The following is a 26,960-nucleotide window of genomic DNA, read 5'->3' on the forward strand; positions in this document are numbered from 1 at the left end:
GGCCGGCGGCGGTGGCAATGACGGTCGGGTGCGCATCGCCGCGGTCTTGCCGGCTGCCTTGTCCGGACGTCCGCACATGTGGCTACAGCCGGGTGAGATCGACCTTGACCGGGAAGGGCGCGGCGGCGTCGACGACGCCCGTGAAGACCTCACCGTCGCGATAGGTCCCGGACGCCGGGTCGAGGACGTAGGTGTAGACGACCGGGACGCTGGCCGGAGGCTGCTCAACCCGCCAGTAGTACGAGATCCCAGCTCGCGCGTACTGCTCGGCTTTGACAATCCGGTCGGTCGTCTCAGAACCAGACGAGACGACCTCGACGACAAGCAGGATGTGCCCGGGGCGGGCCGGCATGATGTCGATCGTGTCGGCACGGTACACGACGACATCCGGACGTCGATTTGTCAGCGGCACGTCCTGAAGCCGGACGTCGAAGTCGAAGTCCGCGTTCCAGTCCGGCCCCGCAGCGGCCTCCAACGCGACCGCGAGGACCTTGATCAGCCTGTTGTGGCGCTTGGACGCGCTGGGACTCACGACGACCATCCCGTCCACGATCTCGATGCCCGCGCACTGCTCATCGGACCAGGAGTCGTACTGCTCCGCCGTGATCTGCTGGTGCATCCAGGCAGGAGCGATCATCTCCGCAGTGATGGCGCGCCTCCTTCCCGAAGAACCAGACAGGCCCGATCCCTACGCACCAGCCTAGCGCCGTCAGGCCCGAGCACCGACGAACATCGTCCGCACCGACAGCACCAGCTACGGCAGCACCTCACTGCTCCTGGTGGAGCTGTAGGCAGTAGTCGACCGCGCGCCGGGCGCCATCGGGTACGGACCGGATCAAGGTCCATAGATGACACACAGCGGCAGAGGGACAGGTGCCGAGGACTCCCTCGCGAGTGCCAGCGGGGGTCAGTGGCCGTCGTCGAGGACGACGATCCGGTCGCATGCGCGCACGGTGGACATACGGCCGGCGATGACGAGCAAGACCGGTTTGATTTGTCGGCACCCGCAGCACCGACACAGCTGGCCATCATGCCGACCGCCCAGTCGTCGAATCAGGCCAGGTCACAGGCCCAGGTCGAGTTCTGGCACCCCACGCCCAGCCGACGGGCAACTTTGTCAACGGTCCTCATCTATCTCGTCGACCAGGCACGCGAGGTAAAGACGGATTCCAGCGCGCGGATCGCGGATGGCGACCCCCAGCTGTTTCTCGATCTTGTCGAGGCGGTACACGAGGGTATTGCGGTGAACGTGCAGAGCGGCGGCGGCGCGGACCAGGTTGAAGCCCGACTCGCACCATGCCGCGATGGTATTTCGGATTGTGCGCCATTCGGCGTGATCCGGCAGCGGACCGGCGACAGCACGCACATACCTGTTTCGCGCGGCCGGCGGAACGGTCGCCAACAGGTCGGGGACGCGGACGTCGTCGATGTGCGCGACCCGGTCGTGGCGGCCAAGTCGACGCATGAGGTACAGGGTGTTTGTGGCGTCGCGATACGAGTCGTGGAGCCCGGACACCGAGGTCGCGTACCCTCCGACGCCGATCCTGCAGGTAACGGAGGAACTCGTCAGATCGCTGGCGAGGGCGCGGCAGGTCACCAGGAGACGTCGCGGCGGGTCCTCGGCGACGTTGCAGGGTCCGTCCCACGCTGGGGCGGTGGCGGGAAGTCGGTGGAGTACGACGAAGCGCCCTGAGGCAGTGGTGCCAATCAGGTCCTGGGCGTCGGGGAATGCCCGGTGCGCCGTTCTCAGGATAGCGGCCTGCAGCGTCGTGGGTTCCGGCGCCAGGGGGTCGTCGCCATGCGCGTCGACGTGGCTGGGATTACCAGCCACGTCGACGTCGATGACCACGACGGCCCGCGTCAACCGGAGGTCGTATCCCAGCTCGCTGGCCTTGAACGCGATGAAGTCCGGTTCGGTGACCTGGGGGTCGTAGTGAGCGAGATCGCGTATCAGGTCCTCGATCGCGCTCTTCCGCAGCAATCGTGACCGCAGCAGTAGGGACTCGCGCAGCAGGATCTCGGTCTGGTGACGCACAAGGCGGCCGAACCGCTCGACCTGGTCCGGCTCGCCGGTGATCCCGACGGTGCCGACGGGTTCTCGGTTGAGCATGATCGGAAGGGTTACGCCCGGCTGCACTCCCACGAGTTGGACCGCCGTGTCGGGACCGTGGCTGGTGGGTCGCAAGGTCCGCACGACCTCGAGGGACGCCTCGTGGAAGGAGCCGATCCGGTCGACGTCGCCGCTGCCGATAACGATCCCATCGTTGTCTGTGATCAGGACGTTAAAACCAATGACCGCGCTTGTTTCGCGCGCGATCTCCTGGGCGACCGAGGGTGTCAACATCGTCACTTCCGTGGACAGGCGCATCACAACTGTACGAACCATACATCCACCGACCTGATGGAAGGCGGTGGTTCGTTGGGTACGTCCAGTGACACCTGGACGACGGCCCTCTAGGGTGCCTCTAACACACGTCCCGTTGATTCCATCTGTGTCTTCCTGTGCGTCGTTCGTCAATAATCACTGAAAGGTGAAGATGCCCGTGCGCCCTCTTCGCGCCGCCCGGCTACGGCTGGCGGCCCTCGCCTGCGGACTGGCCACGACCGTGCTCATCTCAGCCTGCTCGTCTTCGGGCGGGAGCACTTCAACTGGGAGTTCTCCAGCCGCGAGCAACAGCCTTCCCACGATCAAGTCCGGAGTCCTTACGGTCGCTATCGAACCCTACGCTCCCTATACGGAGGCGAAGGGCGACACAATGGTCGGCTTCGACGCCGACATCATCAACGCTGTTGCCGCTCGACTCGGCTTGAAAGTGAAGGTCGAGGTCACCGACTTCGCGGGCATGCTCGCCGGGGTGCAGGCCGGCCGGTATGACATCACCGTGGGCGGCGTGGCCTGGACCAAGAAAAGGCAGGAGTCCGGCCTGTTTACGGATCCGCCGTACTATTCACCACCGGCGATGGCGGTACGGTCCGGCAAGACCTACAAGAACGTCCAGGATCTCGAAGGGCTCAACCTCGGCACCGTCGAGGGCTACGTCTGGGTTCAGGCCATTCAGCAGGTGCCCGGCGCGAAGCTACACGTCTACCCGGACGCCAACGGAGTTCTCGACGACCTCGCGGCCGGCCGGATCGACGTCGGCTTTCTTGACCCGCTGATAATCCTGGCCGCCAAGAAGGCCCGGCCCGGAATGAATGTCACCACCGAGTACCTGACCCCGCCCAGCGACGCCGACGTGGCCGAGCATCCCGCATACGACTACTTCCGCCCCTACATGACCGGCTTCTACCTGCCGAAGAAAGCTTCGACCCTGGAAAAGGCCATCTCGGCGCAGATCCGGACGATGTACAGCGACGGCGAGCTGACGACGTTGGCGAAGAAGTACGGCGCGGACCCGGACCAGTTCCTCAAGCCGTCGCCGGGGATGGCCTCAGCTCGTACCGCCGTCGACCGCTCGGACGGCTGGGCACCACCATCCATCTGAGCCGTACAAGCGCGGCTGACTATCGAAGGAGATCCGATGCACCTGGCGTCCGGCCCATTCAAGGTCCCGTGGTCCGACTATTACGGAACGCTGTTCGACGGGTTGCAGCGGACCGTCGAGTACACTGTCGTCGGCTTCGCCGGAGCGGCCGCGCTCGGCCTGCTCGTAGCGCTCATGCGGGTGAGCACCGTGCGGCTGGTTCGGCTGCCGGCGACAGTGTACACGGAAGTCTTCAAGAACGTTCCGCTGCTTGCCATCATCTTCCTGACCTACTTCGGTCTCGGGTCGGTCGGCGTGCGGCTCAACGTGTTCGAGGCCGGGACGACCAGTCTCATCCTCTTCTACGCCGCCTACCTGTCCGAGACCTTCAGATCGGCGATCAGAGGCGTCCACCATGGGCAACGGGAGGCGGCCCAGGCGCTCGGGCTCCGGCGAGTGGACTCCTTCACCAGAGTGATCTTTCCGCAGGCGCTTCGGCTCGCCCTGCCGGGCACGAACACGATGCTCGTCGACCTGCTCAAGTCGACCTCCCTGTTGGTCACCATCTCCGCCGCGGAACTGATGTCCCAGGCCAGACTGATCACCTCGGCCACCTTTCGGGCGCTCGAGGTGTACCTGGTCATCGCGGGGGTCTACTTCGCGCTGTGCTACCCGCTGTCCCAGGGCCTGCTGTGGATTGAGCGGCGAGTGCACGCGGGCCTGCCGATCTCGCCGCGCAGACGGCGACTGCTACGCACCGCCGCGGCGCTGCTGACCGAGGAGGAGGCACTGGCGTGAACCGCATCGAAGCAGCGCTCGAAGCGCGCAAGGAGACCGGCGTCGCGACGAGCCCGTCAACCGAGGTAGCCGAACCCGCATCCAAAACCTTTGCCGACGCCGTGCCCGAGGAGAGCCAGTCCGCTGGCGCGACCCCCGTCGTGAGGATCGAGCACCTGTGCAAGTCGTTCGACGGGCGCGTGGTGCTCGACGCCATCGATCTGACCGTGCCCCGCGGCAAGATCCTTAGCATCATCGGTCAGAGCGGGGGTGGGAAGACCACGCTGCTGCGCTGTATCAACCTGCTGGAACGACCCGACCACGGGTCGATTCAGGTCAACGGCGAGGCGGTCTTCGCCGACGGCCGGGTGGTCTGTCCGGACCTGGCCGCGCTGCGGCGATCCGTGGGCATGGTGTTCCAGCGATTCAACCTGTTCCCGCACCTCACCGCGGTCGAGAACGTGATGCTCGCGCAGGTGCGGGCCGGGACACCCTCGCGGACGGCGCTGGAACGGTCCGTGAGTCTGCTGCGCCGGGTGCGTCTCGCCCACCGCGGGCTCGCCTACCCCGACCAGATGTCCGGCGGCGAACAGCAGCGGGTGGCGATCGCCCGTGCCCTGGCGCTCCGGCCATCCATCCTTCTCTTCGACGAGCCCACCTCCTCACTCGACCCGGAGTCGACGGTCGAGGTCCTGCAGGTCATGCGCGCACTCGCCCAGGACGGGATGACCATGATCCTGGTGACCCACGAACTCCCGTTCGCCCGCGGCGTGGCCGACTGGGTGGTGTTCGTCGACGGCGGCCGGATCGTCGAGCAGGGTCCGCCCGAGGAGATCTTCGACCGTCCTGGCCAGGAGAGGACGCGGGCATTCCTGTCCAACGAAGCCGCGGCCCAGCCCGATGCCTGAGATGGCCGCGCCGGCTCCGGGACTCGCGACGGACCAGTTCGACCAGGCAGATCTGGCCTCGGCCGCGCACAAGCGGATCCGGCAGGACAAGCCGGTCGTCGTGATCGGCGGCGGTGTCGTCGGCCTGTGTACGGCTCACTACCTGGCCGACGCCGGGGTGCCGGTCGTCGTGACCGAACGGGTCAAGCTGGCCTCCGGCGCGTCCTGGGCCAATGCCGGCTGGGTATGCCTGAGCCATTCCGCGCCGGTGCCCGCCCCCGGCGTGACCCGCTACGGGCTGCGGTCACTGGGACGCCCCGAATCACCTCTTTACCTGCGTCCCTCCGCCGACCCCAGGTTCCTCGCGTGGCTGTGGCGGTTCTGGCGTAGCACCGACGAACGCACGTTCCGGCGCGGCTACGCGGCGATCGCCGAGCTGAACCGGACGACGTTCGACCTGTTCGGCGGTCTCGCCGACGCCGGCGTCGAAACCACGCTGCGGCGTCCCGGGCTCGTGCACGCCTTCCTGTCCGCACAGGAAGCGTCGCGGTACCTCGAGATGCAACGGATGATGGCGGCCGGCCGGTATGAGGTGCCAGACGAGATCGTGCTCGGCGACGAAGCACACCGCCTCGACCCCGCACTGTCGCCGCAGGTGCAGGCGGCGTACCTGGTACGCGGTGAAGGCGTGCTCGACCCGCGCCGGCTGGTCGGGTCGCTCGCCACTGTCGTCCGCAAGGCCGGCGGCCAGATCCACGAAGGCGCCACCGTCGCCGGATTTCGCCGCTTGGCCGGCCGGGTCGCCGCCGTCCAGACCAGCATCGGCGAGATCGCCTGCAGCGCGGTCGTGATCGCGGCAGGCATGTGGTCCCACCGGCTGTTGCGGCAGTTGGGTCACCGACTCCCTTTGCAGGCGGGCAAGGGCTACAGTTTCGGCGTCGACCTCGACCCCGCCCCCCGGCACGCGCTGTACTTCGCCGACCGTCGGATCGTCGCGTCGCCGTTCGGGGCGGCGACCCGGCTTGCGGGAACGATGGAACTGTCGGGCGACAACCGGCAGCTGAACTGGCGGCGGATTATCGCGATCGCTCGCGGCAGCCGCCATTACCTCGGCCGCTGGTTCGACGATCACGAGGAGCTGCCCAGGCTGATCCACGACCCTTGGGTCGGCGGTCGCCCGCTGCTCCCCGACGGCCTCCCGGTGCTCGACCGGGTACCGGGTTACGACAATGCGTATGTCGCGACCGGGCACGGCATGTTGGGCGTCACCTTGGCACCGGCCAGCGGCCGGGCCTTGGCCGACTTCCTGCTCACCGGCCGGCGGCCCCAGGAGCTCGCGCCGTTCCGGTTCCGGTGACGCCGCGGACGCGCGCGGCGGTGCGCGCAAGGGTCGCCATCCACGCCGAAGGGAGGCAACGTGGCCTACCGCGCGACCGTGCGAGGTGAACGGTTCGTCTTCGCCGATCTTCGGGAGGTGATGGCGAAGGCGAACGAGGAGAAGTCAGGTGATCAACTAGCGGAGATCGCCGCGGGCTCCGCCCGGGAGCGCGTGGCGGCCAAGCTGGCATTGGCGGACGTACCACTATCCGAGATCGTGGCGAACCCGCTCGTCGACGACGCTGTCACCGACCTGATTCTGGCCAGTCACGACACGGTCGGCTTCCAGGCGATCGCCGCCTGTACCATCGGAGAGTTCCGAGAGATGATCCTCGCGCCCGGGTTCCCGGAAACCTGGGCCGCCGGCGGTTTGGCGCGGGCGGTCACTCCGGAGATCGCGGCCGCCGTCGCGAAAATCATGAGCGACAGGGACCTGATCACCGGGGCGAAACCATTGCGTACGGCCACCCGATGCCGCAACACGATGGGCGGGCCGGGGGTATTGGGGGTGCGGACTCAACCGAACCACCCCACCGACGACGTCGAAGGCATCCTGCTATCCGCCGTCGACGGGCTGCTCTACGGCTGCGGCGACGCGATGATCGGCGTGAACCCCGCCGCCGAGTCCGTCACGGGGACCGCCGCGATCCTGCGCGGCCTCGCCGGCCTGATCGACCACCTACATCTACCGACCCAGACCTGCGTGCTCGCCCACCTCACCACCCAACTCGCCGCTTTGGACGCAGGCGCCCCGGTCGACCTGCTGTTCCAGTCCGTCGCCGGAACCGAGGAAGCCAATCGCAGCTTCGGCATCAGCCTGGACCTGCTGGCCGAAGGCCGCGAGGCCGTACTCGCCCACCACCGCACCAGAGCGGGACAGTTCGTCGGCGAACAGGTCATGTACTTCGAGACCGGCCAGGGCAGCGCGTTGTCCGCGGACGCGCACCACAGCATCGACCAACTCACTGTCGAAGCCCGTGCGCACGGAGTCGCCCGCGCCTACGATCCGTTCCTCGTCAACTCGGTGGTCGGCTTCATCGGCCCGGAATACCTCGCGGACGCCCGGCAAATCATCCGGGCGGGATTGGAGGACCATTTCGTGGGCAAACTGCTCGGGCTTCCGATGGGGATCGATGTCTGCTACACCAACCACGTCGAGGCCGATCAGAACACCAACGACGATCTGTTCATCCTGCTTGCCGCCGCCGGATGCACCTTCGTCATGGGCGTCCCCGCCTCCGACGACGTGATGCTTGGTTACCAGTCCACCAGCTACCATGACGCCGCCGGGATACGGGAGTTGTTCGGCCTGTCGCCCGCGCCTGAGTTCACCACCTGGCTCACGGAGAAGGGACTACTACGCGACGGCCGGCTCACCGACCCCGCGGGCCAGCTCGCCGCCACCCTGGCCGGCGGCCTCGACGCCGCCCTGCTACAGGCCACACCCTCGGCGGCCATCGGCACTCACCACCCGAGGCGTCAACCGGGCGGAGCGATGTGACGACCCCCAGCCCATCTCGACCCCAGCCCCGGACTCCAGCTCCATCTCCGCCAGGCGCGGCGACCCCCACCAACATCGAGCCGGCTACCGGTAGTGCTGGCGTGGATGTCACCCAACTGGCGCGGCGCGTCCGCGCCGTCACCCCCGCCCGGATCTTCGTCGGACGCATCGGCACCTCCTACGGAACCGCCCAGCTGCTCGCTCTGCGCGCCGACCACGCCGCCGCTCGCGACGCCGTCACCGCCAACCTCACTCTCACCAGCGGCCCCCTCGCCCCGCTCGCCGAACGATATGGCCTGTTCGCCGTCGATTCCGCCGCGGACGACCGCACCCAATACCTTCGTCGCCCCGACAGGGGTCGACGGCTGTCCTCCATCGCACGCGACACCATCACCGCACGCTGCCCCCACGACACTGATCTACAGGTCGTCATTGGCGACGGGCTGTCCGCCGCCGCGATCGAGGCCCAGGTGCCCGGCCTGCTTCCACTCCTGCTGGACGCCGCGGACCAGGCCGGATGGTCGATCGGACAGACCTTCGCGGTCAACCACTGCCGCGTGGGGATCATGAACGACGTCGGTGAAATCCTCCATCCCAAAGCCGTCGTCCTACTCATAGGCGAGCGTCCTGGGCTGGCGACCGCGCAGAGCATGTCCGCCTACCTCGCCTGGCGGCCTCGCGCCCACCACACCGACGCCGACCGCAACCTCCTCTCGAACATCCACCCCCGCGGTATCGCCCACCCCGATGCGGTCAGCCGCATCATCGCGCTCATCCGGGCAATGCGCGCCACCGGCGCCAGCGGCATCACCCTCAAAGAACCAGACCGGCGCGGACCCCTCGATTCCGATTCGGTGGGGACCGCGCCGTGAACGGTATTGGGCCTCCGCCGCCAAGCGCCCGACCCCGAGCAGGCCGCCGCGGCTGTCCAGGACGCCCCGCGCGCGCCGCGCACCGCGAAGGCCATCGTCAGCAACATCACGCAGGACCGACGCATCGTGCGGCGCATCGCGGACGCCATGACCCCGTCCGGGTTGAGCGCGCGTGGTCGGCGATCGAACCGAAGAACCCCGACGGGACCGGCCAAGGCCCTGGCGGCCCTCCCGTCGCGGCCAGCCCGCCGCCGAAACCCACGGCAGCGGTGATCCGACGGGACCGGCCCGGCGGCCCGATCCACGAATACTGGCAGGAATCCTGATAGAGCCCTATTTCGGGCACCCATAGCCGCAGTATAGAGATCCCCGGTCAGACCGTGATCGGATATCGGCGGATAGGCATTTTTGGGTGCCCCTGTCCTGGGTTCGGCCCTGATATGCGGTGCCGGGCCGGCACGGTCACCGCCGCGGGCATCCCACTGTTCCGCCGCATTGGGGCCGGGCACCGCACCAGCGGTGCACCCGAACGCCGACGGCCAGCGTGCGCTCGCGAAGTTCGCCAAACGGCGCGGGCTGTCGGCCAGTCAAGGTCAAAAGGCCTCCAGGAAATCGCGTATATGAGGATAAAGGCCGCGCCAGTCCCCCGGGCGCGGGTCGACGCGCGCCGCGTCGAGCCTGGCGTTATGATTGTTGCCATCCGAATTAAGCAGGAAGGGTCAGAGGAAAGAGGGAGCGCTATGACTCGATTGTCCGAGCAGCTGGCCGACCTCGCCACGCGCGCCAAGGCTGCCGAGGAGGCCGCGGACGCGGCTGAGAAGCAGGCCCGCGAGGAGCTGGAAACCAGAGTCGACCAAGCTCGTGCGAATGCCGAGCGGCACGCGAGCGAGCTTCGCGAAAAGGCCGCCGGCGCCGCCAGGGAGGCCTCCGACCGGTGGGGCGAGATCCAGGGCCGCTGGAAGGACCACGTGAGCGCCCTGCGCGCTGAGGCCCAAGAGAAGCGGGCCGAGCGCGACACCAACCGCGCCGAGCGGCGAGCGGAAAACTCCGAGGACGACGCTGTCTACGCGATCGACTTCGCCATGGCGGCCGTGGAAGAAGCCGAGTTCGCCGTCCTGGACGCGACCTTGGCCCGTGCCGACGCCGCCGCCGCTCAGGCCAGTTAGCCGCAGCCAGCTAGCCGCGACCATTCATGCCCGGACCAAGCGCCGGAGGTGAGGCGGCCCGGACTGCCGTTCGTTGACGCTCGTTCCCGAGCCCGCACCGGCGCCGACCGGACCCACATCTCACCCGCCATGGGTGACGAGTCGTTCCCCGTACGTGGCTACCATCCGTCAGAGCCGGCTTGTTCCCCCGCGAATGATGCCGCCACGTCGCGGAGCAGATGTTATGTGTGAATCATCGCCAATGGCTCGCATCATCAAGTCGGGTCGTCCCGAAATCCTCGACAACGGCTTCGGCGCGGTGCACGGACGGATGGTTCCGGGAGGGAATCCTTGACCGACAAGTGGACCGCCGTGCCGTATGAGGGATGGAGCGGGGGTGGATGTCCGGCGGGTGGTCTTGCGCGGCGGTCGTTCTTTCGGGGTGCCCTCGCCGCGGGCATCGTGGGAGCGGCGGGCGGGACCCTGGGCGGTCTCGACCTCGCCCGGACGGAGGCATCGGGCGGCGCCCAGCCGGGTGCCGGCACGATTCCGTTTCACGGCGACCATCAGGCGGGCATCGCCACTGATCCGCAGACGGTGGGAGCGTTCGCGTCCTTCGATGTGACCGCCGCCGACCGCAGCGAACTCGCGGATCTGTTTCGTGCCCTGACCGCCCGGGCCCGGTTCCTCACCGCGGGCGGAACGGGGCCTAAGCCGTCTCCAGGTGCACCCCCGCCGGACAACGGCATCCTGGGACCCGGTGTCGTGCCGGACGACCTCACCATCACCGTGGCCGTCGGCGCGACCCTGTTCGACAGCCGCTACGGACTCGGCGGGCGCAAACCAGTCCAACTCGTCTCGATGCGGCCTTTCCTCCACGACGACCTGGATCCGGCGCTATCCCAGGGCGACCTGCTGATACAGATATGCGCCAAGCACCGCGACACCACGGTGCACGCCACCCTCGACATCCTGGCCCACACCACAGGCGCCATGAAGCCGCGCTGGCGCCTGCACTGCCAGCGCAACCCGCCGCGTCCGGTCGGTATCCCGCGGGACTGGTTCGGCTTCAAAGACGGCATCACCAATCCCGACAGAACAAACACCGCCACGATGAACAAGGTGGTCTGGGTGCAGCCGAACACCGCCGAGCCCGCCTGGACGGCGGGCGGTACCTACCAGGTGGTGCGGATCGTCCACTTCGACCTCGAAGCCTGGCAGAAGGTGCCCGTGGCCCAGCAGGAGCGGATCTTCGGACGGCGCAAGGTCAGCGGCGCACCGATGTACGCCGTGTCCGACGACGCGTCGGACACCCTCGATCCCATCTACACCAACGACCCACAAGGCCTGATCACTGCCCTGAACTCGCATGTACGGCTGGCCAATCCGCAGACCCCCGAGACCGCGTCGACCAGCTCCATCCTGCGTCGCAGCTACGACTACGAGCGCAGTCCGGACGAGCAGGGTGGCCTCGATCTGGGACACGCGTTCTGCTGCTTCCAGCGTGAGCTCGACACCTACATCGCCATGCAGACCCGGCTGGAAGCCGAGGCCCTGGTGCCCTACATCAGCCCGAGGGGAGGGGGCTACTTCTTCGCCCTTCCGGGGGTGCGCGACGAACACGACTATTTCGCCCGCGGCCTCCTGGCCTGACCCCCGTCTCCCGCCGTGCCGGTCTCCCGCGCAGCCGGCCGCCCGGACCGAGTCGCCGCGACGCGAACAGGAGGTCGGATGCGTTCCCGTCCGCCAGCCCGAACCGCCACGACCGACCGGCACGCCGGCGATCGGCGCCGCCGCCGCACGGCGCTCCGCCCGGTCCTGGCGGCCGGCGTCAGCCTCCTGATCACATCGTGTAGCCCCGCCGGGTCAGCCGGTCCCTCCTCGGCTGGGACCTCGGTCGCGGACGCGGCCGCCAGCGGCCGCGTGTACGTCACCAACCAGCTCGACAACACCGTCTCGGTGATCGACGCCGGAACGAACAAGGTCGTCGCGACCGTGGCGGCTGGCGTCGGGCCCGAGGGGATCGCCCTCGCCCCGGACGGCCGGCACGCGTACATCGCCAATAGCGGATCGGCTCTGGTATCGGTCCTCGACACCCGCACCAACACGATCGTGGCGACCGTGCCTGTCGGCGCCAGTCCCTCCGGCGTGGCGCTGAGCCCGAACGGCTTGACCCTCTACGTCACCAACGGCGGGTCGAACAGCGTCTCGATCCTCGACACCCGCACCAACCGCGTAGCCGCCACCGTCGCGGTCGGCATCTCCCCGGTCAGCGTGGCGACCAGCCGCGACGGCGCCGTGGCCCTCGTCGCCAACAGCGGCTCGGGCACCGTATCGGTCATCGACACCCATACCCGTCGGGTCACCCGCACCCTGCCCGCCGGACGCTCCCCGGTCGGCGTCGCCGTGAACGCGGCCGCCTCGTTGGCATACGTCGCCAACGAGGCGACCGCAGGCGTCTCTGTCCTCGCACCCGGCACCAGCACGATCACTACCACCATCTCGCTCGGCGAAGGCCCCTTCGACGTCGCGCTCGCACCGGACGACCGCACCGCCTACGTGACAGTCCTCGGCCCCGGCGCCGTCGCTGTGATCGACACCCACAGCAACCGCGTCTCGGCGACTGTTCCCGTGGGTTCGCCGGGGACCGACCCGTTCAACCTTGACGTCACCTCCCACGCGATCTACGTCACCGAACAGGGCGCGGGCACCCTCACGGTCATCGACCAGAAGACCCTCAAGGTCATTGCAACGGTCACCGTCGGCAACAGTCCATACGGCGTAGCGGTGAGCCCTCAGCGCACGTAGAACCGAGCCCTCACCGGGACGACGAGCCGGGCCAGCCACGCTCGCAGCGCTGGGACAGCAGCGCCGTCTGGGCGCGGCGGACCGACGGTGCGGGTCGGCCACCTGGATCCGTTTGCGCTGGGCTTGCTGGCGATCAGGCCGTCCGCGTCGGGCAGCCGTCATCCAGCGTCGCCGGCTCGACGATCACGAGCCCGGCGCGCGCCCGCTTCGGTCAGGATCAGTTGACGATGTCGGCGAGGCGGTCGACCTGATCGGGGTCGGGGGACCAGCAGTAGACGATGGTCTCGTCGGCGCCGAGGTCGGCGAACGCCGCGATGGCGCCACGGATCTGTTGGGGGGTGGTGAGCCATGCCTCCAGGACCTGGCGGGCGTACTGGCTGGACCCGTAGTAGTGGGCGATGGCCGCTCGCCCTTCTTCGAGCACGGTGTCCGGCCCGAGCGCGGCGTTGACCTGGCCGACCAGCCGAGGCCGACCCGCCCGGCCGGCCTGGTCCCATTCCTTTTCGACGGTGCGCAGCAGGCCGTCGGCGTGGGCCGGCGGGGTGGCGCAGAGAAAGCCGTCGCCCCACCGGGCGATCCGGGCGAGGGCGGCGGCGGTGAACCCGCCGAACAGCACCTGCGGGCCGCCGCGACGGGTGGGCGCCGGGCCGACGAAACCGAGCCCCGGCCGGGCGGCCTCGCCGGCCCATATCCTCCGCAGGATCGGCATCTGTTCGTCGAGTCGCCGGCCGCGCCGGTGGAAATCGGCACCTATAGCGCAGTAGTCATCCTCCCACGCACCCAGTCCGATACCGAGGGTGAGCCGGCCGCCGGAAATGCGGTCAAGGGTCGCCGCCTGCTTCGCCAGCAGGACGGGCTCCCGCAACGGCGCGAGCAGTACCTCGGTCTGGACGCGGATCCGCGTCGTGGCCCCGATGATCGCGGCGAGCGTCACCAATGGCTCCGGGTTGTCGTACACGACCCGGTCAAGGAGCCCGACGGTGCTGAAGGGGCCGGCATCGGCGCGCCGAGCCCAGTCCAACAGGGACGGCGGATCGCCGATCGGCAGGCCGAGACCTACATCCATGAGTTCTACCTCCACCCGCGGAACCAGGAACCGGCGGCGTACCCTTCCGCGGCGCTCGTTCCGGCGATCCCGGGCTCACGAGTCCGGGAAAAGGGGCCAGCCCGCCATGAGGCCGCCGTCGACCGTGAGGACATGACCGGTGATATAGCCCGCCTTGTCCGAGCCTAGGAACTGGACGGCCTCGGCGATCTCCTCCGGCGTGCCCGCCCGGTGCAGCGGCAGCACCGAGTCGACCGCGTCACGCGCGCTGTCAGTGCCGGTGAACCGCTCGTACATCCCGGTCCTGGTAAACCCTGGGGCGATGGCATTGACCCGGATACCGTGAGCGGCGCCTTCGAGGGCAGCCGCCTTCGTGATGCCGACGACCGCGTGTTTGCTGCCGACGTACACGGCCGCATCGGGGTAACCCATCAGACCAAATGCGGAGCTGGCGTTGACGATACTGCCTCCGCCCTGCTCCCTCATGGCCCGGAACTCGTGCTTCAAACACTGCAGGGTACCCTTGACGTTCGTATCGAAGACCGACTGGTAACTCTCGTCAGTCATCTCGGTCACCGAGCCGGGTGTTCCTTCGATGCCGGCGTTGTTGAAGGCAACATCGATCCGTCCGAACCTGACGATCGCGCGGTCGGCGATGTTCTTCACCTCCGCGTCGCAACGAACGTCGGCACACACGAACTCGACCTGGGCACCAAGATCGCCGAGCTCTCCGGCAAGCTGCTCGCCGGCGTCCATGTGGCGGCCTGAGACGACAAGATTTGCACCCTCACGGGCATACGCGAATGCGGCGGCGCGGCCGATACCCGTGAGCGCACCCGTAATAACGACAACGGGAACAGACAACCTCAAGACCCCTTTCCAATCACCTGACAGTCCGTTCCCGCTGGCGAAGGATCTAAGCGCACAACTCCGTCTGCCGAGCTCGTTTCTCGGCAGGACCTCGGCCTGTGGATGAGCGCCTTCGCCCACACCGAGTTCGAGGCGGTCCAGCTCATCCCGGCCGTCCTGCTTACGCAGTTCATGCCGTGTGGCATCCTGACCCCCAACACGAGATGATCCCCGTCCTCTATGAGATCAGCATCGTCATGCCCATGTCCTACGTGGTCGACGCCTCGACGGAGATCCCGAGGGCGGTGACGTAGTCACGCGAACTCACCGGGAGTGGTCATGGCAGTGAAACTGAACCGGAGGTCCTACGAGCACGCTCGAGCCCTGATCGAGAATCGGCGGGTGGTGCTGGACGACGGGGACGACTGGAGCGAGCACCGGCCGTCAGTGCGGCGGGAGAACGAGTTCCTCGATGAACACGGTTTCGAGGAGTACCAGAAGTGGTTCCTGGGCATCGACGACGAGGCTGGCGAAAATCGGAAGGCCCGGTACAGGTTCTCTTGCGGAGACTTCGAGAACGTCGACCGGTGCGGCGTCCTGTCAGCCGAGTCGAGGGCCGGACAGTGCGGTCATCTCGACATCGAACACGCCGCGGCCCACCTTCATGGAATGCTCGACATGGCACGCGCCGGATAGGCGGCGACGTCGGGGCAGGCGCCGGGACGGCCGGTGGCTCGCCACTTCGTGCGGCTCGCCACGTGAAAAACGATCCTCACAGGAGGCCCGCTATGCCGGTGATCGGTGTGACCAGGTTCGTGCGCTTTTTCCGGATCGCCGCCGGACTGGACATCGACAAGAACGACCTGAAGCGCTACAGCGACTTCGTCAACGACAAGATCTACGATCTCCTCCTCATGGCGCAGGCCACCGCGAAGGCCAACAGCCGAGATGTCATCCAGCCGTGGGACCTGCCCATCACCAAAGGTCTCCAGGAGAGCACCCACCGGTTCCGCGATCTCGATGAGGAGATCGAGCTGCGTCCCATCCTGGAAATGATCGCGGCTCGGCCCCCGCTGGACGCGGCCCTGAGCGACGAGACGACCGACCGCCTTCCCCTGATCGTCGGTGGACTCAGCCTCGCGCTCGCCAAGGCCTTCACGATCATCGAGCCCGGCGTCAAGCAGCCCGCGACCGAGGAATGGGAACGAGCCCGCCGGACCTTCGACCTCCTGCTCTGAGGTAACGGTCGGTCTGACGTGGCGGTCGTCGGGGTGGCCAGAAGGCCCGTCTGGTCGGCAGAGCGAGGTTCGGCGGAAACCCGGCGACCCGCCGATCGCGCCCCGATCTTGTGGGTGGCGAGCGTGCCTCGTTGCAGCTCAGGGGCAGCTCCCTCGGTGATGCCCCCGGTGGGGACCTTTCGTAAACGCATTGCCACTTTCGTAAACGCATTGCCAGCAGCGGCGGTCGTGGCACCGCCTCCTGCGGGGGACGCCTCGGCGACGGCGTGGCCTGCGGGAACGCCCGCAGTGTCGATCGCCCGACCGAGGGCACGCCACGCGAACGCTGTGCCCGGGAGGCGGCCCACAGCGACCATGTCAGATATCCCCTGGGCTGGGCTGTCAAGCGGGCTGGGACAGGTAGATCTCGGCGTCCGGGCCGCGGCGATATCGGCGTCCGTCCGTTCGCCGGAGGTCGGCAGGCGAACCTCGATGTCGTTGGCGACCGCCGTCACCCCGCGTACCCGCTTACCGCGTTCTCGGCTAGCCACTTCTTCGTGTAGGTGTCCACCCAGCCAGTCAGCGTCACCACGCCGCCCTTGACGATGACGCCGATCTCGTTGGGCTGCACCGGGGCGTCCCACTTCAGCTCTTCGAGAACATCCTGCTGTATTTGCTCGTCAGTTCGAGCTGCCGCTGCGGTGGTCACCTGTCCTCGCTCTCCGTCACCGCGCCGGCCGGACATCATCGCAAGGAGTTGATCTGACACTATCCGGTCGCAGCCGTGGGTCGGTTCAGGAAACCGGGGCGGCGACTGGCCGTGTACTGGCTCAGATGCCAGGCTTTGTCGCATATATCAGGTCCAGCATTCCATGCAGGTGGGCAGCGGCCTGCTCGATGTCGAGGTACTTGTACTGCCCGGCTCTGGACTCGGCGGTCAGGACGCCGCAGCGGTGCACGTTCTCGAAGTCACCGTACGGGAACTTGTAACGACCCTTCCGATCTTCACCGACCTCGTCATCGATCCCTAGATACCACTTCTTATATTCACCGAAGCCGTGCTCGTCAATGAATCTGTTCTCCTGCGCGGCGGACGGCTGGTGCTCGCTCCAGTCATCCCTGCCGTCCAGCACCACCTTCCGATCTTCGACCAGTTTCCGGGCGTGCTCGTAGGATCTACGATTCAGCTTCACCGACATGATTATGATCTTCCTTCACCGACATGAGTATGATCTTCCTTGCGTCCAAGGTCAGCGGATGACCACCCGCCGCCGGTTCGCAGGGCCGGGGTAGTGGGACGCCCGATCTTTCGACGCGTGGTTGGCGGCGAATCGTCCCGGTGGCCAGTGTGAAACAGTCACCCCCGCTGCGCAACAGGTGGAGGTTCCCGAGATCATCCGATCGGTCGGGATTAAGATGCGGGCGCATCGGTACCAGCACCGGCAGGGAAGCGTGTCGGATATCGAGGCATAACATTGATAACGGGGTCGTATCCAGAGTTTTAGACGTCGGCCGCCAGCGGACTGTGGGAGTGTTGTTTCCTTCAGTCGGTGGTGGGCATCAACCGAATCTTGCCGCCGAGTGGGCAGGGGGCAGCGTCGTGTCGAATCGTCTGTTCCGTGACCGCCGGGACGCCGGCCGATATCTGGCTGGTTTGCTGGCGCAGTACCGGGGCCGTCCCGATGTGCTGGTCCTGGGGCTCCCCCGCGGTGGGGTGCCGGTCGCCTACGAGGTTGCCAACGATCTCGGCGCGCCGCTCGACGTGTTCGTTGTGCGCAAGCTGGGGGTCCCGGACCACGAAGAAGTGGCGATGGGCGCGATGGCCAGCGGTGGGGTACTGGTCCTCAACGACGACGTTGTCCGCGGTCTGAACCTCTCCCCGGAGGTGATCCAGCGGGCGGCGGAGGAGGAGGGCCGGGAGGTGCTGCGCCGGGAACAGGCCTACCGGGAAGGCCGGCCGATGCCGGACGTGGCGGCCAAGACCGTCATCCTCGTCGACGACGGCCTGGCCACGGGCGCGAGTATGCGCGCCGCCGTCCAGGCTCTGCGGCAGCACCAGCCGGCCCGGATCGTCGTCGCCGTGCCGGCGGCACCCTCCTCCACCTGCCGCGAGCTGGAGGCGCTGGCGGACGAGGTGGTGTGCGCGACAACGCCGTCGCCGTTCTTCGCGGTCGGGCAGTCCTACTGGGACTTCACCCAGACCACCGACGAGGCGGTGCGCGGCCTGTTGCGCGCGGCGGCGACGTCCCGGCTTCCCGAGGGAGCCGGGGTGTATCGCACGGAGGCGGCCGTCGTCCGGTCCGAGATTGTGCCGGTCCAGGACGGCGTCCCGGCCGACGACGTCCTGTTCGACCTGGTCGGTGATGCCGATGTGGTGTTGATCGGGGAAGCGTCGCACGGCACCTACGAGTTCTACGCCGCCCGCGCCGCGATGACTCGGCGGCTGATCGAGGAGAAGGGGTTCTGCGCGGTGGCGGCCGAGGCGGACTGGCCGGACGCCTACCGGGTGAACCGGTTCGTCCGCGGTCACAGCGAGGATGTGACCGCCGCGGAGGCGTTGCGTGGCTTCGAACTTTTCCCGACCTGGATGTGGCGTAACACCGTCGTACTCGACTTCGTCGGCTGGCTCCGTGAGCGCAACGACCGGTTCGGCGCCGAAGAACGAGCCAAGGCCGGTTTCTACGGACTCGACCTGTACAGCCTCTACCGTTCCATCCAGGAGGTCGTCGCCTATCTGGACCGGGTCGACCCGGCCGCCGCCAGGCGTGCCCGCGAGCGGTACGCCTGCCTCGACCACTACGGCGGTGACGGTCAGGTCTACGGCTACGCCGCCGCATTCGGCGCCGGCGACACCTGCGAGCGGCAACTGGTCGACCAGCTCGTCGACCTGCAGCGGCACGCCGCCGATTACACCGTGCACGACGGACCGCTCGCCGCGGACGACTTCTTCTACGCGCAGCAGAACGCCCGCACTGTCAGGTCCGCGGCCGACTACTACCGATCCATGTTCACCGGCCGGGTCTCCTCCTGGAACCTGCGCGACTGGCACATGGCCGACACCCTGGACGCGCTGCGCGCCCACCTAGGCCGGCAACGCACCACCCCAGCAAAGATCGTCGTATGGGCGCACAACTCCCACGTCGGGGACGCCACCGCGACCGAGGTCGCGACCCGCGGCGAACTCACCCTCGGCCAGATCGCCCGCGCCCGCCACCCCGGCGACTGCCGGCTGGTCGGCTTCACCACCTACACCGGCACCGTGACCGCCGCCAGCGACTGGGACGCCCCGGCCGACCGTAAACGGGTCCGCCCAGCGCTTCCCGACAGCCTGGAGGAACTGTTCCACGAGGTCGGCGAGAAGGAGTTCCTCGTACCGCTCGGCTCCGCCGAATGGGCCGCCAAAGTACTGACCTCGGCCCGGTTGGAACGCGCCATCGGCGTGATCTACCGCCCCGACACCGAACGGTCCAGCCACTACTTCCGCGCCCGGGCCGCCGACCAGTTCGACGCCATCATCCATATCGACGAGACCCGCGCGGTCGAACCGCTCGAACGCACCGCCCGCTGGGACAGCGGCGAACCGTCGGAGACCTACCCGTTCGCCGCGTGACAGCTGACCGCGTCGGACGGCGCACCGTGGAGATCCCCCGGCCGGGCAAGCCGCTGTTCCCGGGTGGCATCACGAAGGCGCAGCTGGCCGGCTACTACGCGCAGGATCGCCGAGGTGATGCTGCCGCATCTCGCCGGCCGACCGCTCAACCTTGAACGCTACCCGGACGGCATCCACGGTCAGCGGATCATCCAGCAGCGCGCCGGCACCCACTTCCCCGCCTGGATCTGCCGGGTCACCGTCCCGAAGGAGCTGGGCACCGTCCGGTTCGCGCGGCAACCACGTTGTGGTCCCGCTGTGCCGCCGAGCCGGGTTCGATGTGGTCCGCCGGTTCGCGCGGGACGTGGCACGGGTCGCGGCGGCGCACGACCCCTGGCGGCTTACCGTCGAGCAGCGTAAGACGGCCCTGCCCGGCCGGCTGCAGCGTGGCGGCGATCCCTGGCAGGCCATCTTCTCCCACGTCGGCGCGGCCCGTCGCGGACTGGACGAGATCCTCAGGGACACCAAGTCCACCTGCTCCGCAACGGCGATGGACGGGCCGGGACCCCTTCCGATCGGCCGGGATCCCTCCGCGCGGTTTTGCGCCGCGCCCGCAGCGGGAACGGGATTTAGTGGCGAAACGCTCGACGGGCCGAACCGGTTGGGCCGATATCGGGCAGTGTGGCGGACTGCGTCTGGCTCACACCAGGGCGACCCTGCTGACCCGGACAATCGCGGGCCCTCGGCGTCGAAACATTCGACCCGGCCCGTTCAGCTCGTTCCCCGAAGGGGCACGCAATGGCGAAGGCAGTCGGTATTGATCTGGGTACGACCAACTCGGTGATCGCCGCGTGGGAGGGCGGTGCGGCAAGAGTCATTCCGAACGCGGAGGGTTCGCGGACGACTCCGTCGGTGGTGGCGTTCGCGGAGAGCGGTGAGCGGCTGGTCGGGCAGCTGGCCAGGCGGCAGGCGATCCTCAACCCGAAGGCGACGATCTACTCGGCGAAGCGGTTCATCGGCCGGCACTACGACGAGATCAGCGAAGAGGCCAAGGCGGTCACCTTCGACGTCGTCGCGGGCCCCGGTGGCGCGGTCCGCTTCACGGTGCGGGACAAGCTGTACTCGCCGGAGGAGATCAGCGCGCTGGTGCTGCGCAAGCTCGCCGATGACGCCGCGAAGAACCTTGGCGAGAAGGTCACCGAGGCGGTCGTCACCGTGCCCGCCTACTTCAACGACGCGCAACGCACCGCCACCAGGGACGCGGGCCGGATCGCCGGTCTGGAGGTACTGCGGATCATCAACGAGCCGACCGCGGCTGCGTTGGCGTACGGGCTGGACAAGCGCGGCCACGAGACCGTGCTGGTCTTCGACCTCGGCGGGGGCACCTTCGACGTCAGCATCCTGGACGTCGGCGACGGCGTGGTCGAGGTCCGGGCCACGGCCGGCGACAGCCACCTGGGTGGCGACGACTTCGACCGCCGTCTGGTCGACCATCTCGCCGACGAGTTCCAGCGGGACCAGGGCGTCGATGTGCGCCGGGATCCGCAGGCGTTGCAACGCCTGTTCGAGGCTGCGGAGAAGGCCAAGGTCGAGCTGAGCTCGGTGACGCAGACCCAGGTGAACCTGCCGTTCATCACCGCGGACGCGTCCGGGCCGAGGCACCTGACCACCGCGGTCATGCGGTCGACGTTCGAGCAGATCACCGTCGATCTGGTGGAGCGGACGATGGGACCGGTCACCCAGGCGATGGAGGACGCCAAGGTGACCGCCGACGACCTCGACGAGGTAATCCTCGTCGGTGGCGCGACCCGGATGCCGGCGGTGCAGACACGGGTCCGTCGGCTGACCGGCGGCAAGGAACCGAACATGAGCGTCAACCCCGACGAGGTCGTCGCGCTGGGCGCGGCGATCCAGGCCGGGGTACTCAAGGGCGAGGTCTCCGACGTGCTCCTGCTCGACGTCACCCCGCTGTCGCTGGGCGTCGAGACCCGCGGCGGCCTCATGACGAAGATCGTCGAACGGAACACGACGATCCCGGTTCGGCGCTCAGAGGTGTTCTCGACCGCGGAGGACAACCAGCCGGCTGTGGACATTGTGGTGCTGCAGGGGGAGCGGGAGCGGGCCGCGGACAACCGGGTGCTCGGCCGGTTCCGCTTGGAGAACATCCGGCCGGCGCCCCGGGGCGAGCCGCAGATCGAGGTCACGTTCGACATCGACGCGAACGGCATCCTCAATGTCACCGCCCGCGACTCCGACACTGGCGCGCAGCAGTCCATCACGATCAGCGAGACCTCCAACCTGCCCAAGGACGAGGTCGAACGGATGATCTCCGAAGCGGAGCGGCACCGGAACGAGGACCAGGCCCTGCGGGCGGCGATCGACGCCCGCAACGAACTGGACTCGGTCGCCTACCAGGTCGAGCGGCTTCTGGCCGACCTCGGCGACGCCGCACCGCCGCACGAGAAGGCCCGCGCCGGGATGCTCGTCGCCGACGCCCGGCAGGCCGTCAAGGAGGAGGCGCCGCTGGACCGGGTCCGGTCGCTGAGTTCGGACCTGCAGCAGGTCTACCACGGCCTCGCGGCCAGCCGAACCGGCCCGACCGGCCCCGGCCCGACCGGCCCCGCTCCTGGCGCCCCCGGAAAGCAGCCTCCGCCCGCCGGCGGACCGACCGACGCGGACGATGTCATCGACGCCGACTTCGACCGTGGCTGATCGCGTGATGTCGACCGAGGGGCAGCAGCGCCCGCAGGACGCCTCCACCGAGGTGCCCACCGTCGCAACCGAAGCACGCGCCGCCGAGGCTCCGGCCGGCGACGCGGCCCGCGACGCTGGCTCGGCCGCCGCCGGCCGGGTGGGCGAGTTGGAGGACCGCTGGCGCCGGGCTGCCGCCGACCTGGAGAACCTGCGCAAACGGTTCGCCCGGGAGGTGGAGCGGGACCGTGAGGCCGAGAAGGCCCGCATCGCCCGCGCCTGGCTGCCGGTGCTCGACCACCTCGAACTCGCGCTCGCCAACGCCGACGCCGACCCCCGCTCGATCGTGGCGGGCGTCCGGGCCGTGCGGGACCAGGCCGTCGACGTGCTGGACCGGCTCGGCTATCCACGCCACGACGAGGTAGGGGTGCCGTTCGACCCGGCCCGGCACGACGCGCTGAGCGTGGTCGAGGAGCCCGGCATGCCGCCCGGCACGGTGGTGGACGTGGTGCGCCCCGGCTACGGCGACGGCGGCCGGCAGTTGCGCCCCGTCGGCGTCGCCGTCAGCCGACCACCAGCCGACGATGCCGACGGCGGGCAACGGTCCCCGGCCCGGCCCGGCTCCCCGCAGGAGCGGGCGCCAGGCCCGCAGGGCCGGGAGCCGGGCCGCGGAGGGCGTGACGCCAGCGGATCCGCGGAGTGACCGGCGGTGGCCCGCGACTACTACGAGATTCTCGGTGTCGGCCGGGACTCGAGCGCCGAGGAGATACAGCAGGCTTACCGCAGGCTCGCCCGCCGCTACCACCCGGACGTGAACTCCGATCCGGCCGCGGAGGAGCGGTTCAAGGAGATCGGTGAGGCCTACCACGTGCTGTCCGACCCGAAGACGAGGGCGCGCTACGACCGGTTCGGCCCGGACTTCCGACGGATCCCCGAGGACTATGAGGAGCGGGTGGCCGCCGGGGCGGGCGGGGGCTGGGTAGGCGGCGGTCCGGCCCGGCCCCGGGGTGTCCGGGTCGAACCCGGCTTCGGCACGGACTTCGGCGCCCGCGCCGGCGGCGCCGGCTTCGAAGACATCTTCGGCGACATCTTCGGCGCCCGCGGCGCGGCCGGGCCGATCCCCGGCGCCGATCAGGAAGCCGAGCTCGAGCTGACGGTCGAGGAGGCATACCGGGGTGGCCGCCGCCGGGTGACCCTGGCCGGCCCCGACGGGCCTCGCAGCTACCAGGTCACCATCCCGGCCGGGGTGGTGGACGGGCAGCGGATCCGGCTGGCCGGGCAGGGTGGCCGGTCAGCCGGCGGCGGGCAGCCCGGCGACCTGTACCTGCGGGCGCGGATAGCGCCGCACCCCCGCTACCGGCCGGACGGCCGGGACATCCACGTCACGTTGCCGGTCACCCCGTGGGAGGCGGCGCTCGGCGCGACGGTCCCGGTGATCACTCCCGGCGGCAAGGTCAAGGTGCACGTGCCGGCCGGGTCGTCGAGCGGCCGGCGGCTGCGCCTGCGGGGCGAGGGACTACCGAACCCCGCCGGACGGCCGGGCGACCTGTACGCCGAGGTCAGTGTGGCGGTGCCGGCGAGGCTGACCGATCGGGAGCGCGCACTGTTCCAGGAACTGGCGGCCGTGTCGACCTTCGACCCGAGGAGGGGGTCCCGAGGATGAGCATCCGATCCCCGTCCCAGCGGCGGGCAGTGCCGTCGGCACCGGCCGGCCGGCCTCGCTATCCGCTGGCGCCGATCCGCAGGTTGACGCTGGAGACGGTCGTCCACCGCAGTGGCCTGCACCCCGACCTGCTCCGCCGGTTCGTGACGCTCGGCTTGCTGAACGCCACCCGGGACGCCCGCGGAGAGCTCTGGTTCCCGCTGGACACGCTGGCAACGATCGCCAGGATCCAGCGGCTGCGGGCCGGGCTCTGCCTGAACTACGCCGCGATCGGCCTCGTCCTGGACCTGCTCGACCGCATCGATGCACTGGAAGCCGCGCTGCGCAGCAGCACACCCGCTCGACCGCCGACAGCCGCGAGGAGCACACCACCATGGACATGAACCGGCTGACCCAGAAGTCACAGGAGGCGTTGCAGGCCGCCCAGTCCGCAGCCACGCGGCTGGGGCATACCGAGGTCGACGGCGAGCACCTGCTGCTCGCCCTGCTCGACGCACCCGAGGGGCTGGTACCGAAGCTGCTCGGGCAGGCCGGCGCCGACACCGCGGCGCTGCGCGCCGCTGTCGAGACGGACCTGGCCCGCCGGCCGAAGGTGACCGGGCCTGGCGCCCAGCCGGGACAGGTCTTCGTCACCCAGCGGCTGGCCCGGCTGCTGGACGCGGCCGAACGTGAGGCCAAGCGCCTCAAGGACGAGTACGTGTCGGTGGAGCATCTCCTCCTTGCGCTGGCCGAGGAGGGCACCGGCACCACGGCCGGCCGCCGGCTGACGGAGCACGGGATCACCCGGGAGTCGTTCCTGGCCGCGCTCAGCGGAGTCCGCGGCCACCAGCGGGTCACCTCGGCAACGCCGGAAGGCGCCTACGAGGCCCTGGAGAAGTACGGCCGGGACCTGGTCGAGCAGGCGCGAACGGGCACCCTCGACCCGGTGGTGGGCCGAGACGCCGAGATCCGCCGGGTGATCCAGATCCTGAGCCGCAAGACGAAGAACAACCCGGTACTGCTCGGCGACCCGGGTGTCGGGAAGACCGCGATCGTGGAGGGCCTGGCCCAGCGGATCGTGCGCCGCGACGTGCCGGAGGGGCTGCGCGACAAGACCATCTTCGCGTTGGACATGGGCTCGCTGGTGGCCGGTGCCAAGTACCGCGGCGAGTTCGAGGAGCGGCTGAAGGCCGTGCTCGCCGAGGTGAAGGCCGCCGAGGGGCGGGTCCTGCTGTTCGTCGACGAGCTGCACACGGTGGTCGGCGCCGGCGCGGCCGAAGGTGCGATGGACGCCGGCAACATGCTCAAGCCGATGCTGGCCCGCGGCGAGCTGCACATGATCGGCGCGACCACGCTGGACGAGTACCGCAAGCGGGTCGAGTCCGACGCCGCGCTGGAACGCCGGTTCCAGCCGGTGATGGTCGACGAGCCGAGCGTCGAGGACACCATCTCGATCCTGCGTGGCCTGCGCGAGCGGTTCGAGGTCTTCCACGGGGTGAAGATCTCCGACCGGGCGCTGGTCGCCGCCGCGACACTGAGCCACCGATACATCACCGACCGGTTCCTGCCGGACAAGGCGATCGACCTGGTCGACGAGGCCTGCGCCCGGCTGCGGACCGAGATCGACTCGATGCCCGCCGAGCTCGACGAGATCACCCGCCGGGTGACCCGGCTGGAGATCGAGGAGGCCGCGCTGGCCACCGAGACCGACCCGGCCAGCAAGGTACGGCTCGACGAGCTGCGCCGCGAACTCGCCGACCTGCGCGCCGAGGCGGACGCCAAGCGTGCCCAGTGGGAGGCCGAACGCCACGCGATCAAGCGGGTCCAGGAGCTGCGCGAGGAACTGGAACGAGTCCGCCGCGAAGCAGATGAAGCCGAACGGGCGTACGACCTGAACCGGGCCGCCGAACTGCGCTACGGCCGGCTGCGCGAACTGGAACGGCGGCTGTCGGCGGAAGAGGAGCAGCTCGCCGCCAAGCAGGGCGACCACCGGCTGCTGCGCGAGGTCGTCACCGCCGACGAGATCGCCGAGATCGTCGCCGTCTGGACCGGTATCCCGGTCGCCCGGCTGCAGGAGACCGAACGGGACAAGCTGCTGCGCCTGGACGAGATCCTGCGGGAGCGGGTGGTCGGTCAGGACGAGGCGGTCGGGCTCGTCGCGGACGCGATCATCCGGGCGCGGTCCGGGATCCGGGACCCGCGCCGGCCCATCGGCTCCTTCGTCTTCCTCGGGCCCACCGGCGTCGGCAAGACCGAGCTGGCCAGGACCCTGGCGGCGGCGCTGTTCGACACCGAGGAGAGCATGATCCGGCTCGACATGAGCGAGTACCAGGAACGGCACACGGTCAGCCGGCTGGTCGGCGCTCCGCCCGGCTACGTCGGGTACGAGGAAGGCGGTCAGCTCAGCGAGGCGGTCCGGCGCAAGCCGTACTCGGTGGTGCTCTTCGACGAGATCGAGAAAGCGCACCCGGACGTGTTCAACATCCTGCTGCAGGTCCTGGACGACGGCCGGATCACCGACGCCCAGGGCCACCGGGTCGACTTCCGCAACACCGTCGTCATCATGACCTCGAACATCGGCTCCGGATACCTGCTCGACGGGCTCGACGACACCGGCCAGATCAGGCCCGAGACCGAGGCCCGGGTGATGGCCGAACTACGCGGCCACTTCCGCCCCGAGTTCCTCAACCGGATCGACGACATCATCCTGTTCCGGCCGTTGACTCTCCCCGACCTCGAAAAGATCGTCGACCTGCAGTTCTCCGACCTGCGCCAGCGGCTCACCGAACGGCGCATCACGCTGGAGCTGACCGAGGCCGGTCGCCGCCTGATCGCCGAACGGGGGTTCGACCCGGTCTACGGCGCCCGGCCGCTGCGCCGGTACATCTCGCACGAGGTGGAGACCCGGATCGGCCGGGCGCTGCTGCGCGGCGAGGTCACCGAAGGCAGCGCAGTGCGGCTCGACGCCCACGACGGCGAACTGGCCGTCACCTACGAGAAGGCCGCGGCCCGGCACGGACTCGCCGCCTGAGGACCCGCCCTCGGCCGTTGGCTCCCGGCTGCCGCCCTCGGCCGCTGGCCGGCGGGACGAGAGGC

Annotated in this window: 24 protein-coding genes and 1 pseudogene; 19 read left to right on the plus strand and 6 right to left on the minus strand. The window is 68.9% G+C overall.

The annotated features are described in order from the left end of the window. Positions 1-82 precede the first annotated feature (82 nt). On the minus strand, positions 83-637 hold the full coding sequence (locus QOZ89_RS10105) for a Uma2 family endonuclease (RefSeq protein WP_312623614.1): 555 nt from the start codon (positions 635-637) through the stop codon (positions 83-85). Between the two features lie 480 nt (positions 638-1,117). Next, positions 1,118-2,518: a CdaR family transcriptional regulator gene (locus tag QOZ89_RS10110; protein WP_312623615.1), complete on the minus strand. Its 1,401-nt coding sequence runs from the start codon at positions 2,516-2,518 to the stop codon at positions 1,118-1,120. 19 nt (positions 2,519-2,537) lie between these two features. Between QOZ89_RS10110 and QOZ89_RS10115 the strand changes: the two genes are divergently transcribed. The 9 genes from QOZ89_RS10115 to QOZ89_RS10155 all read left to right on the plus strand — a co-directional run bounded on the left by QOZ89_RS10115 (position 2,538) and on the right by QOZ89_RS10155 (position 12,831). After that, complete coding sequence (locus QOZ89_RS10115; protein WP_312623616.1) at positions 2,538-3,485, plus strand: substrate-binding periplasmic protein; 948 nt, start codon at positions 2,538-2,540, stop codon at positions 3,483-3,485. Positions 3,486-3,521: 36 nt separating this feature from the next. Further along, a complete protein-coding gene (locus QOZ89_RS10120; protein WP_071051339.1) occupies positions 3,522-4,262 on the plus strand; it encodes an amino acid ABC transporter permease in 741 nt (246 codons plus the stop codon). Next, the gene (locus QOZ89_RS10125) at positions 4,259-5,149 is read left to right on the plus strand and encodes an amino acid ABC transporter ATP-binding protein (protein ID WP_283240620.1); all 891 of its coding nucleotides are present in this window, start codon (positions 4,259-4,261) and stop codon (positions 5,147-5,149) included. The genes QOZ89_RS10120 and QOZ89_RS10125 overlap by 4 nt, the downstream gene beginning before the upstream one ends. Next, positions 5,142-6,485, plus strand: coding sequence for an NAD(P)/FAD-dependent oxidoreductase (locus tag QOZ89_RS10130; protein WP_312623617.1), 1,344 nt, complete (start codon positions 5,142-5,144; stop codon positions 6,483-6,485). Before QOZ89_RS10125 ends, QOZ89_RS10130 begins: the two co-directional genes overlap by 8 nt. Before the next feature lie 60 nt (positions 6,486-6,545). Next, on the plus strand, positions 6,546-8,006 hold the full coding sequence (gene eutB / locus QOZ89_RS10135; protein WP_071051340.1) for an ethanolamine ammonia-lyase subunit EutB: 1,461 nt from the start codon (positions 6,546-6,548) through the stop codon (positions 8,004-8,006). 101 nt (positions 8,007-8,107) lie between these two features. Further along, positions 8,108-8,878 carry an ethanolamine ammonia-lyase subunit EutC gene (eutC, locus tag QOZ89_RS10140; protein ID WP_071051341.1) on the plus strand — a complete coding sequence of 257 codons (771 nt, stop codon included), beginning with the start codon at positions 8,108-8,110 and terminating at the stop codon, positions 8,876-8,878. Between the two features lie 740 nt (positions 8,879-9,618). Continuing rightward, the gene (locus QOZ89_RS10145; RefSeq protein WP_071051343.1) at positions 9,619-10,044 is read left to right on the plus strand and encodes a hypothetical protein; all 426 of its coding nucleotides are present in this window, start codon (positions 9,619-9,621) and stop codon (positions 10,042-10,044) included. A 330-nt stretch (positions 10,045-10,374) separates the two neighbouring features. After that, positions 10,375-11,676 carry a Dyp-type peroxidase gene (locus QOZ89_RS10150; protein ID WP_116271686.1) on the plus strand — a complete coding sequence of 434 codons (1,302 nt, stop codon included), beginning with the start codon at positions 10,375-10,377 and terminating at the stop codon, positions 11,674-11,676. Between the two features lie 78 nt (positions 11,677-11,754). Continuing rightward, complete coding sequence (locus QOZ89_RS10155) at positions 11,755-12,831, plus strand: YVTN family beta-propeller repeat protein (RefSeq protein WP_071051344.1); 1,077 nt, start codon at positions 11,755-11,757, stop codon at positions 12,829-12,831. Positions 12,832-13,048: 217 nt separating this feature from the next. On the opposite strand, the gene QOZ89_RS10160 is transcribed toward QOZ89_RS10155, so the two are convergent. After that, positions 13,049-13,897, minus strand: a complete 849-nt coding sequence (locus QOZ89_RS10160) for an LLM class flavin-dependent oxidoreductase (RefSeq protein ID WP_312623619.1) — start codon at positions 13,895-13,897, stop codon at positions 13,049-13,051. A 75-nt stretch (positions 13,898-13,972) separates the two neighbouring features. Next, on the minus strand, positions 13,973-14,740 hold the full coding sequence (locus tag QOZ89_RS10165; protein WP_071051346.1) for an SDR family NAD(P)-dependent oxidoreductase: 768 nt from the start codon (positions 14,738-14,740) through the stop codon (positions 13,973-13,975). Between the two features lie 387 nt (positions 14,741-15,127). Here QOZ89_RS10165 and QOZ89_RS10170 point away from each other — a divergent pair, with 387 nt between their 5' ends. Then, positions 15,128-15,421, plus strand: a complete 294-nt coding sequence (locus QOZ89_RS10170) for a hypothetical protein (RefSeq protein WP_241842028.1) — start codon at positions 15,128-15,130, stop codon at positions 15,419-15,421. A 92-nt stretch (positions 15,422-15,513) separates the two neighbouring features. Continuing rightward, a complete protein-coding gene (locus QOZ89_RS10175; RefSeq protein WP_071051347.1) occupies positions 15,514-15,963 on the plus strand; it encodes a DUF1931 family protein in 450 nt (149 codons plus the stop codon). 490 nt (positions 15,964-16,453) lie between these two features. Here QOZ89_RS10175 and QOZ89_RS10180 read toward each other — a convergent pair whose 3' ends face one another. Together QOZ89_RS10180 and QOZ89_RS10185 are read right to left on the minus strand one after the other, a co-directional pair. After that, entirely contained in the window at positions 16,454-16,651 is a 198-nt protein-coding gene (locus QOZ89_RS10180) for a BON domain-containing protein (RefSeq protein ID WP_198543421.1), read from the minus strand. 121 nt (positions 16,652-16,772) lie between these two features. After that, the gene (locus tag QOZ89_RS10185) at positions 16,773-17,141 is read right to left on the minus strand and encodes a hypothetical protein (RefSeq protein ID WP_071051348.1); all 369 of its coding nucleotides are present in this window, start codon (positions 17,139-17,141) and stop codon (positions 16,773-16,775) included. Positions 17,142-17,542: 401 nt separating this feature from the next. On the opposite strand from QOZ89_RS10185, the gene QOZ89_RS10190 reads away from it, so the two are divergent. The 8 genes and pseudogenes from QOZ89_RS10190 to clpB all read left to right on the plus strand — a co-directional run bounded on the left by QOZ89_RS10190 (position 17,543) and on the right by clpB (position 26,895). Further along, positions 17,543-19,552 (plus strand): erythromycin esterase family protein, encoded by a 2,010-nt coding sequence (locus QOZ89_RS10190; protein WP_071051349.1) that lies wholly within the window; start codon positions 17,543-17,545, stop codon positions 19,550-19,552. 63 nt (positions 19,553-19,615) lie between these two features. Beyond that, positions 19,616-19,786, plus strand: a pseudogene (ligD, locus tag QOZ89_RS48235) (non-homologous end-joining DNA ligase LigD); the annotation flags it as partial. After that, positions 19,704-20,375 (plus strand): non-homologous end-joining DNA ligase LigD, encoded by a 672-nt coding sequence (ligD, locus tag QOZ89_RS47260; RefSeq protein WP_491677177.1) that lies wholly within the window; start codon positions 19,704-19,706, stop codon positions 20,373-20,375. The pseudogene ligD (QOZ89_RS48235) and the gene ligD (QOZ89_RS47260), both read left to right, overlap by 83 nt. Next, positions 20,330-22,243 (plus strand): molecular chaperone DnaK, encoded by a 1,914-nt coding sequence (dnaK, locus tag QOZ89_RS10195; protein WP_071051350.1) that lies wholly within the window; start codon positions 20,330-20,332, stop codon positions 22,241-22,243. Before ligD (QOZ89_RS47260) ends, dnaK begins: the two co-directional genes overlap by 46 nt. Positions 22,244-22,250: 7 nt before the next feature. Beyond that, positions 22,251-22,925, plus strand: a complete 675-nt coding sequence (locus QOZ89_RS10200; RefSeq protein WP_083419302.1) for a nucleotide exchange factor GrpE — start codon at positions 22,251-22,253, stop codon at positions 22,923-22,925. A gap of 6 nt (positions 22,926-22,931) precedes the next feature. Next, positions 22,932-23,885: a DnaJ C-terminal domain-containing protein gene (locus tag QOZ89_RS10205; protein ID WP_312623621.1), complete on the plus strand. Its 954-nt coding sequence runs from the start codon at positions 22,932-22,934 to the stop codon at positions 23,883-23,885. Next, positions 23,882-24,268, plus strand: a complete 387-nt coding sequence (locus QOZ89_RS10210; protein ID WP_071051352.1) for a chaperone modulator CbpM — start codon at positions 23,882-23,884, stop codon at positions 24,266-24,268. The genes QOZ89_RS10205 and QOZ89_RS10210 overlap by 4 nt, the downstream gene beginning before the upstream one ends. Beyond that, positions 24,259-26,895: an ATP-dependent chaperone ClpB gene (gene clpB / locus QOZ89_RS10215; protein ID WP_071051353.1), complete on the plus strand. Its 2,637-nt coding sequence runs from the start codon at positions 24,259-24,261 to the stop codon at positions 26,893-26,895. Before QOZ89_RS10210 ends, clpB begins: the two co-directional genes overlap by 10 nt. Positions 26,896-26,960: the final 65 nt, after the last annotated feature.

It is taken from the genome of Pseudofrankia coriaricola, from assembly GCF_032027725.1.
In the GTDB taxonomy this organism is placed as follows: Bacteria; Actinomycetota; Actinomycetes; order Frankiales; family Frankiaceae; genus Pseudofrankia.

Coding starts and splice junctions, on each gene's coding strand:
- dnaK (WP_071051350.1), top strand. CDS start 20,330: ATGGCGAAGGCAGTCGGTATTGATCTGGGTACGACCAACTCGGTGATC.
- QOZ89_RS10145 (WP_071051343.1), top strand. CDS start 9,619: ATGACTCGATTGTCCGAGCAGCTGGCCGACCTCGCCACGCGCGCCAAG.
- QOZ89_RS10210 (WP_071051352.1), top strand. CDS start 23,882: ATGAGCATCCGATCCCCGTCCCAGCGGCGGGCAGTGCCGTCGGCACCG.
- QOZ89_RS10105 (WP_312623614.1), bottom strand. CDS start 637: ATGATCGCTCCTGCCTGGATGCACCAGCAGATCACGGCGGAGCAGTAC.
- QOZ89_RS10185 (WP_071051348.1), bottom strand. CDS start 17,141: ATGTCGGTGAAGCTGAATCGTAGATCCTACGAGCACGCCCGGAAACTG.
- QOZ89_RS10200 (WP_083419302.1), top strand. CDS start 22,251: ATGTCGACCGAGGGGCAGCAGCGCCCGCAGGACGCCTCCACCGAGGTG.
- QOZ89_RS10155 (WP_071051344.1), top strand. CDS start 11,755: ATGCGTTCCCGTCCGCCAGCCCGAACCGCCACGACCGACCGGCACGCC.
- QOZ89_RS10130 (WP_312623617.1), top strand. CDS start 5,142: ATGCCTGAGATGGCCGCGCCGGCTCCGGGACTCGCGACGGACCAGTTC.
- QOZ89_RS10115 (WP_312623616.1), top strand. CDS start 2,538: ATGCCCGTGCGCCCTCTTCGCGCCGCCCGGCTACGGCTGGCGGCCCTC.
- clpB (WP_071051353.1), top strand. CDS start 24,259: ATGGACATGAACCGGCTGACCCAGAAGTCACAGGAGGCGTTGCAGGCC.
- QOZ89_RS10160 (WP_312623619.1), bottom strand. CDS start 13,897: ATGGATGTAGGTCTCGGCCTGCCGATCGGCGATCCGCCGTCCCTGTTG.
- QOZ89_RS10175 (WP_071051347.1), top strand. CDS start 15,514: ATGCCGGTGATCGGTGTGACCAGGTTCGTGCGCTTTTTCCGGATCGCC.
- QOZ89_RS10120 (WP_071051339.1), top strand. CDS start 3,522: ATGCACCTGGCGTCCGGCCCATTCAAGGTCCCGTGGTCCGACTATTAC.